This window comes from Micromonospora sp. NPDC048871 (assembly GCF_043198155.1).
GTDB lineage: Bacteria > Actinomycetota > Actinomycetes > Mycobacteriales > Micromonosporaceae > Micromonospora.
The window spans coordinates 513,656-531,342 of sequence record NZ_JBICUM010000002.1 but is presented as its reverse complement, the minus strand read 5'-3'; the positions used below and the strand labels follow the sequence as shown (position 1 = coordinate 531,342).

The 17,687-nt window shown below is 70.0% G+C and carries 12 protein-coding genes; 6 read left to right on the top strand and 6 right to left on the bottom strand.

Translation table 11 applies throughout. The features are described from left to right. The first annotated feature begins 134 nt into the window (after positions 1-134). The 4 genes from asnB to ACGFIK_RS06985 all read left to right on the top strand — a co-directional run bounded on the left by asnB (position 135) and on the right by ACGFIK_RS06985 (position 10,017). Positions 135-2,096: an asparagine synthase (glutamine-hydrolyzing) gene (gene asnB, locus ACGFIK_RS07000; RefSeq protein ID WP_327027048.1), complete on the top strand. Its 1,962-nt coding sequence runs from the start codon at positions 135-137 to the stop codon at positions 2,094-2,096. A 229-nt stretch (positions 2,097-2,325) separates the two neighbouring features. Further along, a complete protein-coding gene (locus ACGFIK_RS06995; RefSeq protein WP_393338170.1) occupies positions 2,326-5,286 on the top strand; it encodes a helix-turn-helix transcriptional regulator in 2,961 nt (986 codons plus the stop codon). Positions 5,287-5,854: 568 nt separating this feature from the next. Next, the gene (locus ACGFIK_RS06990; RefSeq protein WP_393338167.1) at positions 5,855-9,385 is read left to right on the top strand and encodes a S8 family serine peptidase; all 3,531 of its coding nucleotides are present in this window, start codon (positions 5,855-5,857) and stop codon (positions 9,383-9,385) included. Continuing rightward, positions 9,382-10,017 carry a hypothetical protein gene (locus tag ACGFIK_RS06985; protein ID WP_393338165.1) on the top strand — a complete coding sequence of 212 codons (636 nt, stop codon included), beginning with the start codon at positions 9,382-9,384 and terminating at the stop codon, positions 10,015-10,017. Before ACGFIK_RS06990 ends, ACGFIK_RS06985 begins: the two co-directional genes overlap by 4 nt. Before the next feature lie 193 nt (positions 10,018-10,210). Here the strand turns inward: ACGFIK_RS06985 and ACGFIK_RS06980 are convergent, their stop codons facing one another. Then, entirely contained in the window at positions 10,211-11,323 is a 1,113-nt protein-coding gene (locus ACGFIK_RS06980; RefSeq protein ID WP_393338163.1) for a lytic polysaccharide monooxygenase, read from the bottom strand. 372 nt (positions 11,324-11,695) lie between these two features. On the opposite strand from ACGFIK_RS06980, the gene ACGFIK_RS06975 reads away from it, so the two are divergent. Further along, entirely contained in the window at positions 11,696-12,631 is a 936-nt protein-coding gene (locus ACGFIK_RS06975) for a PfkB family carbohydrate kinase (RefSeq protein ID WP_327025034.1), read from the top strand. 24 nt (positions 12,632-12,655) lie between these two features. Here the strand turns inward: ACGFIK_RS06975 and ACGFIK_RS06970 are convergent, their stop codons facing one another. After that, positions 12,656-13,486: an MBL fold metallo-hydrolase gene (locus ACGFIK_RS06970; protein ID WP_393338160.1), complete on the bottom strand. Its 831-nt coding sequence runs from the start codon at positions 13,484-13,486 to the stop codon at positions 12,656-12,658. Continuing rightward, the gene (locus ACGFIK_RS06965) at positions 13,483-13,887 is read right to left on the bottom strand and encodes a hotdog domain-containing protein (protein ID WP_327025036.1); all 405 of its coding nucleotides are present in this window, start codon (positions 13,885-13,887) and stop codon (positions 13,483-13,485) included. Before ACGFIK_RS06965 ends, ACGFIK_RS06970 begins: the two co-directional genes overlap by 4 nt. 164 nt (positions 13,888-14,051) lie before the next feature. On the opposite strand from ACGFIK_RS06965, the gene ACGFIK_RS06960 reads away from it, so the two are divergent. Further along, positions 14,052-15,080, top strand: coding sequence for a phosphatase PAP2 family protein (locus ACGFIK_RS06960; protein ID WP_393338157.1), 1,029 nt, complete (start codon positions 14,052-14,054; stop codon positions 15,078-15,080). 80 nt (positions 15,081-15,160) lie between these two features. Here the strand turns inward: ACGFIK_RS06960 and ACGFIK_RS06955 are convergent, their stop codons facing one another. The 3 genes from ACGFIK_RS06955 to ACGFIK_RS06945 all read right to left on the bottom strand — a co-directional run bounded on the left by ACGFIK_RS06955 (position 15,161) and on the right by ACGFIK_RS06945 (position 17,503). After that, entirely contained in the window at positions 15,161-16,573 is a 1,413-nt protein-coding gene (locus tag ACGFIK_RS06955; protein WP_393338548.1) for a PH domain-containing protein, read from the bottom strand. Positions 16,574-16,704: 131 nt separating this feature from the next. Next, on the bottom strand, positions 16,705-17,247 hold the full coding sequence (locus tag ACGFIK_RS06950; protein WP_327025038.1) for a PH domain-containing protein: 543 nt from the start codon (positions 17,245-17,247) through the stop codon (positions 16,705-16,707). After that, the gene (locus tag ACGFIK_RS06945) at positions 17,237-17,503 is read right to left on the bottom strand and encodes a hypothetical protein (RefSeq protein ID WP_327025039.1); all 267 of its coding nucleotides are present in this window, start codon (positions 17,501-17,503) and stop codon (positions 17,237-17,239) included. Before ACGFIK_RS06945 ends, ACGFIK_RS06950 begins: the two co-directional genes overlap by 11 nt. Positions 17,504-17,687: the final 184 nt, after the last annotated feature.

The following is a 17,687-nucleotide window of genomic DNA, read 5'->3' as shown; positions in this document are numbered from 1 at the left end:
CCGTACCGCGAATCCGGTCCGCACCGGCCATGGTGATCATTTCGTGCTGCGCGCCGGGACCCTCTCCGGGCCCTCGGTGGGGGAGCCCGCCCGTGCCGCAACGCCCGATTCGTACGCATGGAAAGATGACGACCATGTGCGGACTCCTGGCTTTTTTCAGTGCGCGCGGCGACGCCGCCGCTCACCGCGACAGCATCGCCGGAGCGTTGGAATGCCTGCACCACCGCGGCCCGGACGAGACCGGTGTCGAGGTGGTCGGGGACGCCACCGGCCAGTACGCGGACGGGGTCTTCGCCCACAAGCGGTTGGCGATCATCGACGTCGCGCTCAGCCATGAGCCGCTGCCCTACGCCGACGGGCGCTACCTGCTGACCTTCAACGGCGAGATCTACAACTACATCGAGCTGCGCGAGGAGCTGATCCGCGAGCACGGGGCCCGGTTCGCCACCAACGGTGACGGGGAGGTGATCGTCGCCGGCTACCACTACTGGGGCGAGCAGGTGCTCACCCGGCTACGGGGCATGTTCGCCTTCGTCATCTGGGACCGGCAGGCCCGCCGCGCCTTCGGCGCCCGGGACTACTACGGCATCAAGCCGCTGCACTACCTGGAGACCGCCGACGGGCTCTACCTCGCCTCGGAGAAGAAGGCCCTGCTGCCCTTCGCGCACTCCGCGCACATCGGCGACGCCGGGGTCGACACGGCCAACCTCAGCCACTACCTGACCCTGCAGTACGTCCCCGAGCCGGGCACCCTGCACAAGCAGATCAGTCGGATCGGGTCGGGGGAGTACCTCACCTGGTCCCCGGGTGGCCGGATCGACATCCGCCGCTGGTACCGCCCGGTGTTCCGGCCCGCCCCGGTCGCCGACGAGCAGCAGCTCTACCACGAGATCCGGGAGACCCTGCGGGAGAGCGTACGGATGCACATGCGCTCGGACGTGCCGGTCGGCTCCTTCCTGTCCAGCGGCATCGACTCCACCGCGGTGGTGGCCCTGGCCCGGGAGTTCAACCCGAACATCCTCACCTTCACGGTCGGCTACGACGTCCCGGGCTACTCGGAGATCGATGTCGCCCAGGAGTCGGCCCGGCACCTCGACGTGACCACCATCCCGACCAAGATCGGGCCGCAGGACATGATCGACGCGCTGCCGAAGATCGTCTGGCACCTGGACGACCCGGTGGCCGACCCGGCCCTGGTGCCGCTCTACTTCGTCGCCAAGAAGGCCGCCGAGCACGTCACCGTGGTGCTCTCCGGCGAGGGGGCCGACGAGTTCTTCGGCGGGTACACCATCTACCGGGAACCCCTCTCCCTGAGCGGCGTCAACGGGCTGCCCGGCGGGGTGCAGAAGGGCCTGCGGGCGGTGTCCAAGGCCATCCCGCAGGGGGTCAAGGGCAAGAGCTTCCTGGAGCGCGGCACCACCCCGATCGAGCAGCGCTACTACGGCAACGCCCGGATGTTCACCGAGGAGGAGAAGCAGCACCTGCTGCGCCGCTACGACCCCTCGGTGCGCTACACCGACGTCACCGCCCCGATCTACGCCGAGTGCACCGAGCTGGACGACGTCACCAAGATGCAGTACGTCGACCTCTACACCTGGCTGCGCGGCGACATCCTGGTCAAGGCCGACCGGATCTCCATGGCGCACTCCCTGGAGGTGCGGGTGCCCTTCCTCGACCGGGCGGTCTTCGAGGTGGCGGCCAAGATCCCGGTGGAGTTGAAGCTGCCACCCCGCTCGGACACCACCAAGTACGCCATGCGTCAGGCGTTGCAGGGGGTGGTGCCGCCGGCCATCGTCAACCGCAAGAAGCTCGGCTTCCCGACCCCCACCCGGGTCTGGTTGCGTGGCGAGATGTACGAGTGGGCCCGGCACGTGCTGAGCACCTCCGGCGCCGGTGACCTGCTCGACCTGTCGTACGCCCTGCGCCTGCTGGAGGAGCACAAGCGGGAGGAGGCCGACCACTCCCGCAAGGTGTGGACCGTGCTGATCTTCTGCATCTGGCACGCCATCTTCGTGGCGAAGACCCTGGACCCGGGCATCCAGCGCAACCAGTCCGCCCTGCTCACCAAGCCGGTCGTCGGCTCGATGGTCCGCTGACCTGTCAGCGGGGATTCTCGTTCAGCCCGGCCGGTGGAACGAAGGGGATGGACCATAACGGATCTTGGCCATTCCGCCTCTTGTGGACATTGGGTCCGCGCTATCAGCAAGCCGTCCGCTTCGAAGAGAGATAGATCAGCTACTGACTAGTAATATTTGCTAAAGTTTGATCATGGACTAACCTCCAGGCCAGAGTCGGCCGACCGGTGATCTGCCGGAGGAGGCGGCCATGAACAGCCAAACTGATGTCGATCGTCGTCAACCGCCAACGATCTCCACTCCTCGTTTCGTGGGGCGGGACCGCGAGATGCGGGCGTTGTTCGGCGCACTCGGACAACCGCCCGCCGTGGTCCTGCTGGAGGGGGAGGCCGGCATCGGCAAGACCCGGCTGTTGCGGGAGTTCCTGGCATCTCCATCCGGTCAGGGTCACCGGGCCCTCGTCGGTTCCTGCCCACCCCTACGTGAGCCCTACACCCTCGGCGCAGTGGTCGACGCGGTGCGCGAGGGCGTCGGCAATGTCGCCGGGCTGCGGCTGAGCGGCCTGGCCGGAGCGCTTCGGCCGTTGTTTCCCGAATGGGCGGCCGACCTGCCACCCGCACCGGAGCCGATCGAGGATCCGACGGCGGCGCGGCACCGACTCTTCCGCGCCTTCGTCGAGTTGCTCGGCCGCCTCGACGTGGCTGTGCTGGCGCTCGAGGACGTGCACTGGGCCGACGACGCCACCCTTGAGTTCCTGCTGTTCCTGGTCTCGCGCCGCCCCCAGCCGGCGAGCATAGTCGTGACCTACCGGCCCGAAGAGCTACCGGCCGACTCGTTGCTCCTGCGGCTGTCCTCTCGGCTGCCCGCCGACGCTCGTCTGTCCAGGGTGGAACTCGAGCCGCTGTCAGTCGATGACACGGCCGCCTTCGTCTCCTCGATGCTGGCCGACGAGCACGTCTCCGCCGAGTTCGCGGCCTTCCTGCACGAACGCACCGACGGCGTACCCATGGCGGTGGAGGAATCGATACGCCTGATGCGGGAACGTGCCGACCTGGTCCGCCTCGCCGGCGGCTGGGCGCGCCGTCGGCTGAGCCACATCGAGGTGCCGCCGACGATCCGTGACGCCGTGCTCGAACGTGTCGCCCGACTGCGGCCCGACACCGTCGCCATCCTGCGTGCCGCCGCGGTGCTCGCCGCCCCCGCCGATTACCTGACCCTCAACGCGGTCGCCGGTCTGCCGCCGGAGCGGGCCGGCGTGGCCGCGGCGGAGGCGCTCGGCTGCGGCCTGCTGCGCGAGGACCGGCGTGGGAAGGTGTCGTACCGCCACTCCCTGGCCTGCCGCGCGGTGTACGAGGCCGTCGCGGTGCCGGAACGCCACCTCATGCATCTGCGGGCCGGCAGGGCACTGGAAGGATCGGTGCTGCCGCCGGTGGCGCAGTTGGCCCACCACTTCCGGCAGGCCGGCGAGACCGAGGCATGGTGCCGATACGCCGAACAGGCAGCCGACCTCGCCGCCCAATCCGGTGACGCGGCCACGGCCGCACTCCTGCTGCACCGGCTGGTCACCAGCGTTGACCTGCCGGTCGAATCGCTGGTGCGGCTCGTGATGAAAATCCAGTTCCAGCCGTTGCCCGACGCAGACCCGTATTCGGACATCGTCGGTGTCCTGCGGTCCGCGCTGCGGAAGGAAGCGCTGACGTCGCAGCAGGAAGCAGCGGTACGTTTTCAGCTCGGCCGGGTCCTCATGGTGGCGGGTGCCTGGGAGGAGGCCCGACTCGAGGTCGAGCAGGCGACGGTCAATCTGGCGCCGGACTCGGAGCAGGCCGCGCGAGCACGGATCTTTCTTGCCCTTTCTCCCGGCACCGCCCGGCTGACCGAGGAGCAGCTGCGTCAGCTGCGCGAGGTACCGGCGGCCACGTTGTCGATCACGCCATACGAGCGACTACGCCTGCTCCAGGAGCGGACGTTCGCGCTGCTCATGCTCGGCGAGGAGACCGCCTGGGCCGAGGTGCAGCAGCTTCCCCAGGAGAGCGCGGATCCTCGCCAACGTGGGCTGATCGCGGCGAGCCACGCGAATATCGCCGAGATGGCGATGCGTTGGGGTCGATACGACGAGGCCCGCCTGCGACTGGCCAAGGCCAGAGACCTTGCCGACAGATACCAGCTTGAGATGCTGTTCGGCGCCATCGCGGTAATCGAGGCACACCTGGACTGGTTCACCGGCGCCTGGGCCGGCCTGGCGGACCGGGCCGCCGCACTGATGGCCGCGCCCGACGGGGTGTGGCTGAGGGACCAGCGCGAGGCGGCCCTGGTGGCAGGCCTGCTGCATGCGCTCAACGGAGACCGGGAACAGGCGGAACGCCATCTGCTCGTCGCCGGCAGGGACGATCAGCAACGCATCGAATCCACGGCAGCGCTGGCCCGACTGCGACTGCGCGACGGATGCGTCGAGGAAGCGCTCCGCATGACCGAGGAGCCCGGAGAAGTAGCACTACGCAACGGAATCTGGGCGCGTGGCGCGGAAATCGCGCCCGTGCGGGTTGAGGCTCTGGTTGCCGCTGGTCGAATCGACCAGGCCGGCGATCTGGTCGGCGCCTTTCAACGCGCCCTGGGCGACGCGCCCGCCCCGGCACCGCAGGCGTCCCTGGCGCTGTGTCGCGCGATCCTCACCGAAGCCCGCGGGCAGGCCGCCCGGGCCGCCGAGCTGTTCGCTGACGCGGTCGCAGCGTGGCAGGCGTTGCCTCGCCCGTACGATGCGCTGCTCACCCGGGAGCGCCACGCCCGCTGCCTGCTCACCGTCGGCCAACCCGACGTGGCCTTGCCGATGCTCGCCGAGACAGCACGGGCCCTGACGGAACTGGGCGCCGGCATCGACGCCGACCGGATCTTGCAGGCTTTGCAGGAGTACGGGTGGAAAGGCGGCATGACGCGGGGCCGTGGCCGGCCGAGCTACGGCAACCAACTGTCGCCGCGCGAGCGTGAAGTGGCCCGCCTGCTGGTCGGTGGGTGGACGAACCGCCAGATCGCCGACGAGCTGATGGTGTCCACGCAGACCGTCTCCAGCCAGATCAAGTCGGCCATGCGCAAGTTGCAGGTGACCTCCCGCACGGGACTCGCACTCAAGATCATGGAACTTGGCCTCGTCGAGCAGGAGGCACACGCGCCGGCGCAGGACGAAAAAATTCAGCCCCCGTCAGGCGGCACGAAATAAATCCGTGGGTGCGCGGGCGGTTTAAATCCTGCACTTGGCCAATCGATCTACGGCCAAGGTGATCCCACACTGTCCTCATGGAGCCAGGACAACCGTCTATGCCTGAGTCATCAGACAGCTCGCCGGAGTCGTCGAGCGGGTCGAACGGCCGCGCGGAGCTGGCACGACCGCCGATCGACTCGGCAGTTGCATCGAATAGTACCGATGCGGGCGGAGTCGATGTCGATGGCGAATACGAGCCGCTCTAGCGAAGGCCGAGGGTCGACAGCGGGGTTTCTCTTTCGGCTGCACGACCATTTTTCGGTACGTCGGCGGAGCAGGTACCAGTTAGCAGGAGGAATTTGATGCGATCCACACGCCATCATCCAGGCACCTGCCTGGCCGTATCTCGGCAGGAGGCCGACAGATGAGGCCGAGTCCGGCTATGAAGCCCATCGGGCGACGCTTGGGCGCCCTGACCGTCGGTCTGACCATCTTCGGGATGGTCGTGTCAACCTCGCCGGCGAACGCCGAAACGCCAACCCAGCAGGGTCCGCGACCGGATGTCACGGCGCCCCGGAGCCTGCCGGTGACCATCAGCGAAGACGCCCTGCGGGTCGCTGCCGGCTCCGGCGCAAGCCTGCCGCTGACACTGATCACCGGTGACAAGGTGCATGTCGGTATCGGCGCGGACGCGAAACCGGTAGTACGGGAGATCGAAGCCGCCCCCAGACCCGACGGCGAAACTGTCACCTTCCACACCATCACCAGGAAGGGCAGCGTCTACGTCGTACCGAACGACGCACTGTCGCTGATCGAGCAGGGTCTGCTGGACTGGGGCCTGTTCGACCTTGCCAAGCTGGCCGCGCACGTGGCGGAGGGCACGGTCGGCCGGGTGCCGGTGCTGATCACCTACGACCAGAATCTCCGGATGCGGGCGGCACCGAAGGTGGCCGGTGCATCAACCGGGTCCACTCTGGCCAGCATCAACGCCCAGTCGATGGACATCCAGGGTGACGGCCGGTGGTGGCAGGAGGTGCGCGGCAAGGACGACATCGGCGTGGCAGCCGCCAGGACTGCCGGTGCACTGTCCGGAGTCAAGAAGGTATGGCTCAACGAACTGGCCCGCATCAACCTTGACACCTCCGTAGCGCAGATCAATGCGCCGATCGTGTGGGACCGCGGCTACGACGGGTCGGGTGTGACCGTCGCGGTACTCGACAGTGGTATCGATCCCAATCACCCGGATGTGGCCGGCAAGATCGTCGAGCAGGTCGACTTCACTGGTGACGCGAGCGGCCCGAAGGACGGGCACGGGCATGGGACGCACGTGGCGGCTACCGTCGCCGGCAGCGGTGCCGCCTCCGACGGACTGCGCAAGGGAGTGGCGCCGGCGGCGAAACTCATGGTCGGCAAGGTCTGCAACGACGGCGGCTCCTGCCCCACCGATGCCGTCATCGCCGGTATGGAGTGGGCTGCCCACTCCGACGCCAAGGTCGTGAACATGAGCCTCGGCGGCGGGGCCACCGACGGAACCGACCCGTTGAGCGAGGCGGTCAACAACCTGAGCCGCAGCACGGGAACCCTCTTCGTCGTCTCGGCGGGCAACTCCGGACCAGGCAGCGGCACTGTCGGAGCCCCGGGAGCTGCCGACGAGGCACTGACCGTGGCGGCCGTGGACAAGCAAGACGCCATGGCCGGCTTCTCCAGCCGCGGACCGCGAATAGGAGACAACGCGGCGAAGCCGGACATCGCCGCTCCAGGCGTCGAGATCGTCGCTGCGCGCGCCGCCGGTACGGCGATGGGTACCGTGGTGGACGAGCACTACACCAGCGCCAGCGGCACCTCGATGGCCGCCCCGCACGTTGCCGGAGCCGCGGCCATCATCGCGGAGAAGTACCCGGAGCTGACTGGGCAAGAGATCAAAGGGCTCCTGATGTCCACCGCCATGGACCTCGGGCACGACGTGTACGCCCAGGGCGTCGGCCGGGTCGACCTGGCCCGAGCCGTCGACCCGACCATCAGCACCACCGGAAACCTGCACTTCGGCCGGCACACCTACCCCCACTCACCGGTGGTCAGGACGCTCACCTACACCAACCACACCGACCAGCCGATCACGCTGAATCTCTCGGCCTCGGTCGCCTCCAACGGCCAGTCCGCTCCCGCAGGGCTGTTCAGCTTCGGCACCGACCCGGTGACCGTGGCCGCGCACGGGACCGCGGAGGTGCCCGTCACCGTCGACGGCAGGGTGTTGGAGGACGGTGGGCAGTACGGCAGCTACACCGGTGTGCTGACAGCTCGGGATGCCGACGGCATCGTGCAGGCGTCCAATCGGATCAGCGCCTTCCTCGAGCCGGAGCGCATCGAGCTGACCATCAACGTCATCCCACCGGCCGGTGCCACCTCCGTCAGGTACGGCAACGCACTGATCGTTCCCGTGGATGACAAGGTGCACCTGCACGACGACGCGGTGGGCGTGCCCGGCAGTGACCGGATGACCGCACGCCTGTTCGAGGGCACCTTCGCCGCCGCCCTCTCGGTCACCTGGCAGGACGCGCGTGGCGAGCAGCACAGCGCACTTCCGATGGCCTCCGAGGTGAAGCTGAGCAAGCCCACCACCGTCACCCTCGACCTGCGTAAGGCGAAACCGGTCAGGGCGAAGACCCCGAAGCCGACGGAAACCTACTTCGCGGCCCAGGTCATCCAGCGGACGTCCGCTACCGGTGACTGGGACATGACGGCGCAACAAACCGCATCGAACTACGGCGCCTACGACCCGAACTGGTGGGCCCTGCCCACCGACAAGGTGCGTACCGGCACCCTGACCCACAGCGCCTACCTGGTGCAGACCACACCTCTGATCACCATGAAGGTCACCGGTGGGGGCAGCTCCTTCGACCTGTCCGCCCGCTACAGCACCCCGGACGCCTCCGTGTATCGCAACGACCTGCAGTGGACGGAGGGGGAGAACACCTTCTCTCAGCCGCTGCGGCTGCGGGTTCCCCGGCTGCCGAACAGCGGGACGAAGGCTGTCGTCTACGGCGGCATGGGATTGGCGGACGACCTGGCGAAGATCGATGCCAGGGGCAAGCTGGTGCTGCTGACACCGACCGACATCTGCCCGGCGACGACCTGTCAGGTCACCTCGCTGCGGGAACGGGTTGCGGCGGTGGCTGCCGCGGGGGGTGTCGGCGTGCTGGTGGCCGGCCCGCCGGGTCTGCAAAGACTGACGTTCGTCGAGCCCACCATCGTCTGCCCGGACGGGCCGGAGAGCTGCCCGGCAATCGAACCGTACGCCGCGCTGCCGATCCTGACCGTGCCGGCGGATGAGGCCAACCAGCTGATCGCGCGGCTCGAGGCCAAGCCGAAGAAGGCCTCGTCCGTCCGAATCAAGCTCGGCGGCAGCCCCGACCCGCAGGTCTACACCCTCGCGTTCCACGACTCGGGTCGGGTGCCCAACAAGCTGCCGTACCAGGTGCGACACAACGACCTTGACCGGGTCGACCACCGATTCCACGCCAGCCGGCCGGGAGAGGTCACCAGCCTGACGTGGGGGCAGTGGACCGAATCCGGCCCGGACCCGGTGTCCGTCAGCCTGCCGCTCACGAGCACGCAAGACAAGCTCACCACGTTCGTCACCCGGCAGAAGAACGCCATCAACAAGTTCGCATTCACGTGGGTCGACCACACCGAAACGCCAACGCCATCGTCGAATCAGCAGGAAGACCAGGAGTTGCTGGCCGGTGTGGCGCAGACGGTCTACTGGAACACCGGTCCGACCCTGCCCGGTGCGGTGCCGCAGGTCCGTACCAGGTCGGGCTTCACCCTCGACACGGGAACGCTCTGCGCAGGGTGCCGGCAGGCTGACACCTTCTACCCGAACATGTATCTGACCACCAGCAGCGGCGGCCGCCAGGCGATGATCGGCATCGTCAACAACGAGGGGCTCGCCGAGGGGTACTTCGGAATCAACAACTGCGAGCCGTCCGCGTGTGACTTCAGGCTCGCCGATGAGTCCGGCAACGAACTTGAACGCCGGCTCGCGCCCTTCTCCGCCGTGATCGGCAGCGGTGCGGCCGGTGACCCGGTGGCCCGGACCTCCGGTGGCCAGCGATGAGGGCCGAATCGAAAAGGGAGGCCGACGCAATGAACACGACGTCGCCGTCGTTGCGGCGAAAGGCAACACTCGCGGGGCTGGTAGCTGCGGGGATCGTCGCGCTGGGATGCGCGGCGGGTGGTGACATCGTCGCCTATGATCTGCCGCCGGAATCGGCCCGCTACACCTTCGAGGCGGAGACCGACGGCGTCAAGACCGTGTGGGAGTACACCTCGGGCAAGGCGACCGAGGGGGACGTCTCGGAGTTGCAGCCCTGCATGGGCGACATCGTCGGGGGCGCGGGCGAGTGTCGCCCGGAACCGCTGATCTTCCTCCGCTACGACCTGGGTCTTGACCTGGACAACACGGTCAAGGCCGGGAGCGCGCACCAGGTCACGATCATCGGCTACTACCAGGAGCGTCTCAGCACGCCGCCGAAGGTGACCGATCTGCGTGTGGAGGTCAGCTTCGACGGTGGCCGAAGCTGGCAGCCGGCGCCGACGAAGGCCGCCGGGAAGAACACCTACACCGCGACGGTCAAGCACCCGAAGCGGGGTCAGGCCGCCGAAGGGGTCGGGTTGCGGATCAGCGCGGCCGACAGCGGTGGCAACACCGTGAAGCAAACCATCCCCACGGCGTACACGCTGCGCTGAGCGGTTCCGCGGACGGGATGACCCGGTCCGGGGCGCGGTCGGGGCGAGACACTCTCGCCCCGACCGCGCCTTTTCAGTGGCGGCCGGTGTGCCGAGACCGGACTGAGTCGCTTGGGGTGCTGGCGGCGCTGAGGCGCTGACGGACAAGCGGAAGGGGGCCCCGGATCCGGGGCCCCCTTCGTGGTGCTGGTGATCAGCTGGCGGTGCAGGTGATCGTGGGGGTGGAGCTGGTGCCGCTGGCGAGGAAGCCGAAGCTCGTACTGGCGTTGGCTCCTAGGCTGCCGTTGTACCCCACGTTGCGGGCCGTCACGGACGATCCGGACGTGGTGTGCGTGGCGTTCCAGACCTGACTGATCTGCTGACCGCTGGACAGGCTCCAGTTCGCGGTCCAGCCGTTGATCGGCGAGGTGCCGGTGTTCTTGATCTCCACCTCACCCTGGAAGCCACCGGACCAGCTGTTGGTCAGCTTGAAGGTGGCCGAGCAGCCGCTGTTGTTGCCGGGCGGCGGGGTGGTCGGCGGCGGGGTGGTGGGCGGCGGGGTGGTCGGCGGGGGAGTGGTGGGCGGCGGGGTGGTGGGCGGGGGGTTGGTGCCACCGCCACCGATGCCGGTCACCTCACCGTTGCCGCCGTCGAAGACCACGTCGGAGCAGCCGAAGAAGTTCTCCTGGCTGTCCGAGCGGACCCAGCGGGAGTAGATGATGTGCCGGCCACTCTTGTTCGCCGGCAGGGTGCCGGTGAAGTAGTAGTGGCCGTCGTTGGTGCCGACCGCGCCGCGCTGCGGCGGGTTGGTCACCGTGAGGAACGGCTGGGTCTCCAGGTCGCTCCAGGCCAGCGCCCGGGTCGGGCTCCAGCTGTCCTTGGTCACGTAGAAGTAGAACGTGCCCGGGTGGTGGGCCCAGTTGCTGTACCGGAACTCCATGGAGCGGCCGGCGGTCAGGTGGGTCAGCGGCCAGTCGTTGCGGGCCAGGTCGAAGCCGCGGAAACCGGTCGCGCCGCCGCTGCACAGCTGCCCGTCCGGAATGAAGCCGGTGGTGCGACCGCCGGCGTCCGAACGCAGCACGCTGAACCAGTTGTAGAGGGAGTTCGTGCCGCTCTGCGCGACAGCCGCCGCACAGGCCGGGTTCTGCGGACGGATCTCGCCGGTGGGGGAGAGCCCGTCACGCCAACAGAGGTAGGTACGGGCACCCGGGGTCATCGCCGCGCCGTGCGCGGCGGCCGGGTCGGGGCTGGCGGTCACGGCTACGACCGCGCTCGCAGCGAGGGTGACGGCCGCGAAGAATACCGCGGCCAGACGAGGACGGTGCACAGGTTCTCCTGACTCGCGGGGACACCGGTCCGGTGGCCCCGCCGGAACGCGCGGGGGATGACGAGGTATGCCAACCCCGCTGCTGTTAGGCGGATGCGATCGATGCGGCGACCCGCGCCCAGGTCGGATGAGCCCGACAGGCGGGTGCCGTCAGCATGCGGTCGACGCGTAAATGCCCTCGCGTGCGATGAACCCGGCGCCGGTGACGCGCAGCCCCCGCGTCACCCGGTACCCACTATCCCAGCACGGGCGGCGCATCGGCGCAATAGTCATTTCTCGATGTCGGCTCGGTCGATGCGCCGCCTCGCCCACCCGACCGGCCCCGGCTGTGCCAGCCTGAACATCCCGGCAGTGGACGGAAGGATCGGCTCGATGGGATACGCGGTGGTGCTCGGCGAGGCGCTGGTCGACCTGCTCGACACGGAGTACGACGGTGTGCCGGTCTACCGGCAGGCCATCGGTGGGGCCCCGCTCAACGTAGCGGTGGGCATCGCCCGGCTCGGCGGTGCGGTGCAGTTCGTCGGCTCCCTCGGTGAGGACGCGCTCGCCGAACGGATCCGCACCTTCCTCACCTCGGCCGGGGTCGGTCTGACCGGCACGGTCACCGCCGCCGTACCGACCACCCTGGCGGTGGCCACCTTCACCGGCGCCGAACCGGACTTCCGCTTCTACGGCGATCCGCCCTCGTACGCCCTGCTGAACCCGGAGGACCTGGACGTCGGGCTGATCCAGGGCGCGCAGGTGCTCTCCTGCGGGTCGATCGTGCTGCTGTCGCCGGCACCGCTGGCCGCCGCCCGGCGGGCCTGGTCGCTGGCGACCGGCCTGCGGGTGTTCGACCCCAACGTCCGGCCCCGGCTGCTCTCCGGCCCGGCGGCGTTGGCCGACCTGCGCGAGGTGGTCGCCGAGTTCGCCGCCGGGGCGCACCTGGTCAAGTTGAGCGCCGCCGACGCGGAGCTGCTCTATCCGGGCGAGCCGGCCGAGGGGGTGGCGGCCTACCTGCGGGAACTGGGGGCCGGCACCGTCGTGGTCACCCTGGGCGCCGCCGGTGCGGTGGTCACCGCCGCCGACACCGATCCGGTACGGGTACCGGCGCCGAGGGTCGCTGCGGTCGACGCCACCGGTGCGGGTGACTCCGTGCTGGCCGCCCTCGTCGCTGACCTGCTGGTCGCCGGGGAACCGGTCGACCCGACCGGGTGGGCCGAGCGGGTGGCCTTCGCCCTGCGGGTCGCCGGGCTGGTCTGCGAGCGCCCCGGGGGCGCGGTCGCCATGCCCACCCGGGCCGAGGTCGCCGACCGGTTCCCCGGCTGACCCCTGCGGCCCGCCGTCACCCGGTCAGATCGTGCCGTCCAACTCGGCGTAGCCGCGACGGGCGGCCAGCAACGCGGCCCGGGCCGGAAAGGGTGCGTCGGCGGCGACCCGCTCCGGTGGGGTCGAGCCGGTGTGCCCGGCCCGGATCAGCCAGGCCAACTCGACCAGCTGGGCGTGCTGGGCTCGGACGAAGTCGACCTCCACCGGCGTGCCGTGCCCCGGCACCACGACCGTCGAGGGGGTGGCCCAGCGCAGCAGTTCGGCCACCGTCTCCGGCCATTGCAGGGGGTAGGAGTCCTCGAAGGCGGGTGGGCCGGACTCCTCCACCAGGTCACCGACGATCAGCACCTCGGCGTCGGGCACCTGCACCACCAGGTCGGCGTCGGTGTGCCCACGACCGGGATGGCGCAGCAGCACCGGCCGCCCCCCGATGTCCAGGGTGACCTCGGTGCGCAGGGTGTGGGTGGGCGCCAGCACCTCGACCTCGGTCACCTCGGCGGCCAGCTCGGGGTGCTCGTCGCGCAGTTCCGCGTACGCCTGCCGGCGTAGCCCTTCCGGGTCCTCGCGCAAGGCCGCCGCGGCCAGTTCGTGCGCCCAGATCGGGCGCGACCCCCCGGCGGCCAGGGTGGCGTTGCCGAAGCAGTGGTCGAAGTGGTGATGGGTGTTGACCAGGGTCAGCGGGTCGGCAGTGACCGCGCGTACCGCCTCGGCCAGCTCGACCGCCTGCCCAACGGTGGACAGGGTGTCGACCAGCAGGGCCTGCCCCTCGCCCAGCACCAGGGTGACGTTGACCGCCAGCAGGGGCTCCCGCAGCACCAGGACCCGGTCGGCGACCTCGACGAAGCCACCCGTCATGAGGCTCCGCCCGCCCGCTCGATGAAGCGCTGCCGGTCGACCAGCACCCGCTCCACCCGGCCTCGCGCGACCGTCTGCTCACCTTCGGTGACGGTCACCTCGAAGGTCAACCGACGCCGGTCGACCGCGGTCAGTTCGGCCTGGGCGGTCACCGTCCGGCCCACCAGGGTCGCGGCCAGGTGATCCAACTCCACCCGGGTGCCGACCGTCGTCGTCCCGGGCGCCAGTTGACGGGTGATCGCCGCCACGGTCGCCGCCTCGGCCAGCGCGACCACCCGGGGGGTGCCCAGCACGGGCACGTCGCCGGAGCCCAGGGCCTGGGCGGTGTCGGCGTCGGTGACGGTCAACGCGACGCGGGCCACCAGGCCCGGCGTCAGGGCATGATCCGACTGCTCCTGCATGGCCACAGCGTAGGTGCTGGCCCGGCGCCGGGGCGGGTGGCCGCCACGATCACCGCGATCCGGGCCGTGTCGGGCCCCGGCGGGATGCGACCCCGGTCACTGCCCCGGCGCGGCAGGTGGTCCTGCGTCAGACGGTGGTTGATGCGCCGTTAACCTTGTCCGCGATGTCTGCTGTGACCGACCCCCAGCCCACCGCCCCCACCGAGGCCCCCGTCCCACCTGAGAACGGGCGCCGCCGGGTGGTCGCGATGCTGGTGTGGGCCCTCGCGTTCGTGGTGTGCTGGCTGGCCATCGGCCTGCCCACCGACCCCCTGTACGCCTTCTTCTGGATCTGGGCCGGCACCATCGCCTGGAACTCCGACCGCCCGTGGCGCAGCCACCTGCGGTTCGCCCGGGACTGGGTGCCGGTGGTGCTGCTGCTGGTCGCGTACAACCTGTCCCGTGGTTTCGCCTACCACGACGGGACGGTCCCGCACGCGTACGAGTTGATCCTCGCCGACCGGGTGATGTTCGGCTGGCTCACCGGCGGGGAGGTGCCGACGGTCTGGTTGCAGCAGCACCTCTACCACCCCGACGTGCGCTGGTACGACGTGCTCGTCAGTTGGGTGTACTTCTCCCACTTCGTGGCGGCCCTGGCCGCTGCCGCGGTGCTCTGGGTGCACTCTCGCGCCCGCTGGGCGGCCTTCATGCGCCGCTGGTTCTTCCTCTGCGCCGCCGGCCTGGTCACCTACTTCCTCTACCCGGCCGCCCCGCCCTGGTGGGCGGCGCAGAACGGGCTGCTGACGGAGGTGGCACGCATCTCCACCCGGGGGTGGCGGGAGTTCGGCATGCACGGCGCCGGCAACCTGCTCAACGCCGGTCAGCTTGCCTCCAACCCGGTGGCCGCCATGCCGTCGCTGCACACCGCCTTCGCCCTGTTCGTGGTGCTGTTCTTCCTGAGCGGGGTGCGGCGTCGCTGGTGGCCGCTGCTGTTGGCGTATCCGCTGGCGATGACCTTCACCCTGGTCTACAGCGGCGAGCACTACGTGATCGACGTGCTGGTCGGTTGGGCGTACGTCGGGATGACCTTCCTGGTGGTGGGCCTGGCCGAGCGCTGGTGGGCCGGCCGAAAGGCAGGCCGCACCCCGACGGACACCCCCGCCGACCCGCCGGTCACCCCGGCCGACCCCACCACCGTCCCGGCGACCCGCTGACCGACCCTCGCGGTTCGGGCGGTCACTGCCGGGGTCGAGCGGGTGTCACTGCCGGCGGCGGGCGGCGTGGGGTCGGGCGGTCACTGCTGGCGGGCGGCGTGCCCTCGCGCGGACAACTCCGCCGCCAGGGCCCAGGCCTCGGCCAGATCCCGGTCGACGGCCGCCGCCCCGGCCCCACCGGCCGTGTCGGCATGGACCGTGGCCAGCCGCAGCAGTCGCTGCAACGGCCCCTGCACCACCCGGACACTCTGCAACCGGGCGTACGGCACGACGGTCACCTGGCGGGTCAGCAGGCCGGAACGCACCGCGAAGACCTGCGGGGTCAGCCCGGCACCGAGCACCTGGCGGCTCAGCGGGTTGAGCCAGCGGGCCCGCTCCGGCGGCGTGGTCAGCGGCAGCGACGACAGATCGACCCCCGGCAGCACCTCGGCCATGATCGCCTCGGCGGTGCGGAGGTCACCGACCGGCAGCAGACGGTCGGGGCGGCTGCGCTGGTCCGGCTCGCCGCCGGAGTAGCCCGCCACCTCCAGGCGCATCCGCAACCAGCCCTTGAACCGCCAGAGCAGCGGCCAGGTCACCCCGACGGTCTGCACCCGGTGCAGGGGTACGGTCTGCATCCTGGTCTCCAGCAGACCGTTGCGGATCCGCAGCCGGTCCTCGTCGCGGGCCAGTTGGAACCGCCAGTCGTCCAGCACCCGGCGAACCGGTTGCAGCAGGATGCCGGCCATCGCGGTCAGGGTGCTGGCCACCGCGATGAACGACCAGGAACCCTCCGACAGGAACTGCGCGGCGACGAAGAGCACACCGAACGGCAGCAGGAACGCCTGGGGGGTGAGCAACTGACTGATCAGCAGATCATGGTTGCGTACCGCATGCAGTTGCCTACCGGCCGGCGGCTCGGCCCCGGCAGGGGTGGCCAGCGGAGCGGGCCGGGGCCCGGCACCGGGTGCGCTGACGGTCGGTGACCCGGCCAGGGCCAGCAGGCGTTGGCGCAGCGCGGAGGCCTCGGCGAGGCTGAGGAAGGCCAGCGGGGCCTCCGTCTTACCGCCGCCGACCACCTCCAACCGCAACTCGGCCAACCCGGTGAGCTGGGCGAGCAGGGGCCGGACCACCTCGACGGCCTGGAGGCGTTCCAGCGGGATCGCCCGGGTCCGGCGCCACAACAGCCCTTCGTGGATCCGCAGCTCGCGGCCCACCACCTGGTAGCCGGTGTTGTACCAACTGACCACGGCCAGCACGGCAGCGCCCAGGACGATCACGGACACCATCGCCGCGAACCAGCCGAACCCGACCCGGGACAAGGTCGACCAGGACAGCCCGGCGATGACCACGACCAGAGACCGGGCGCTGTGCAGCACCGGACTCAGCGGATGCAGCCGCTGTCGGGCCTGCGGTGCCTGCGGCGAGCCCAGCCAACCACCGGGCGGATACTGCGGCGGCCCCGCGCCCGGGAGATATCCGTACGGATACTGCGGTGGCACCGCCCCCGGCAACGGGCCGGCTGGTGGTGGCGGGGCTACCGGTGATGGGCCGGCTGGCGGGGGTGGGGCTGTTGGGGAGCTGGCGGAGGGTGCGGTGTCCGGCGAGGGCGGGGTGCGGTCCGAGTCCCCGCCGACGGGGTCGCTCACAGCCCTTCCGCCCGGTCCTCGCCGAGGGCGGTGAGCCGGTCGCGCAACCGGGAGGCCTCCGCGGGCCGAAGCCCCGGCACCCGGGCGTCACTGGCCGCCGCCGCGGTGTGCAACTGCACGGTGGCCAGGTCGAAGGCCCGCTCCAGGGGGCCGGCACTGACATCGACGAACTGCATTCGGGAGTACGGCACGATGGAGAGCCGACGGACCAGCAGCCCGTGCCGCACCAGCAGATCGTTCTCCCGTTCGGCGTAGCCCCAGGCGTGTACCGCCCGGACGATCGTCACCGCCCGCCAGAGGGCGAAGAACAGGAGCAGGCCGAGGGCCAGCCCGAAGGGCCAGGCGCTGGTGAACGCCCAGCCGACCCCGAGAATGATCGACAGTACGACCACCATGGCGGACAGCCGCAGCAACTCCACCCAGATCAGATCCCGGGAGATCGACTGCCAGTGGACCGTGTCCGGCCACGGCTCAAGTGGGCTGGGGTGCCCGGCGTCCGACCTCGGCAATGAGCCGCCGCCCACCTGATCACCGGTCATGGGGCCCGCCTTCTGTTGTGCCCGTCCACTCTTCGAGGGTAGGCGATCCGCTCAGCGGGGCGACCTCCCGCAGGAAGCCGCGTGCGGTGAGGAAGTCGCTGAGCTGAGCGCGGTGCGCGTCGCAGGCCAGCCAGGTCTTGCGCCGCTCGGGCTGGTGCAGACGGGGATTGTTCCACCGCAGTGACCACCCGGCGCAGGCGTGACACCCACGGGCCGAACAGACCAGGACCTGGGTGGAGGTGTCGGGGTCGCTCATCCCGGCCAGTCTAGGGCGGCGGGAGAAAGACGATGAGCGCCGGGCGGCCACGGGGGAAGCCGCCCGGCGACGGGTGAATGGTACACACGCCGAGGCGGATTCTGTCCACTGGTGATCGGCGATTCGGTGCCGAGGGGCGGGCGTGGCGAAAATCGGTCGCTCCCGCCGTCCGTACTCAGCCGGG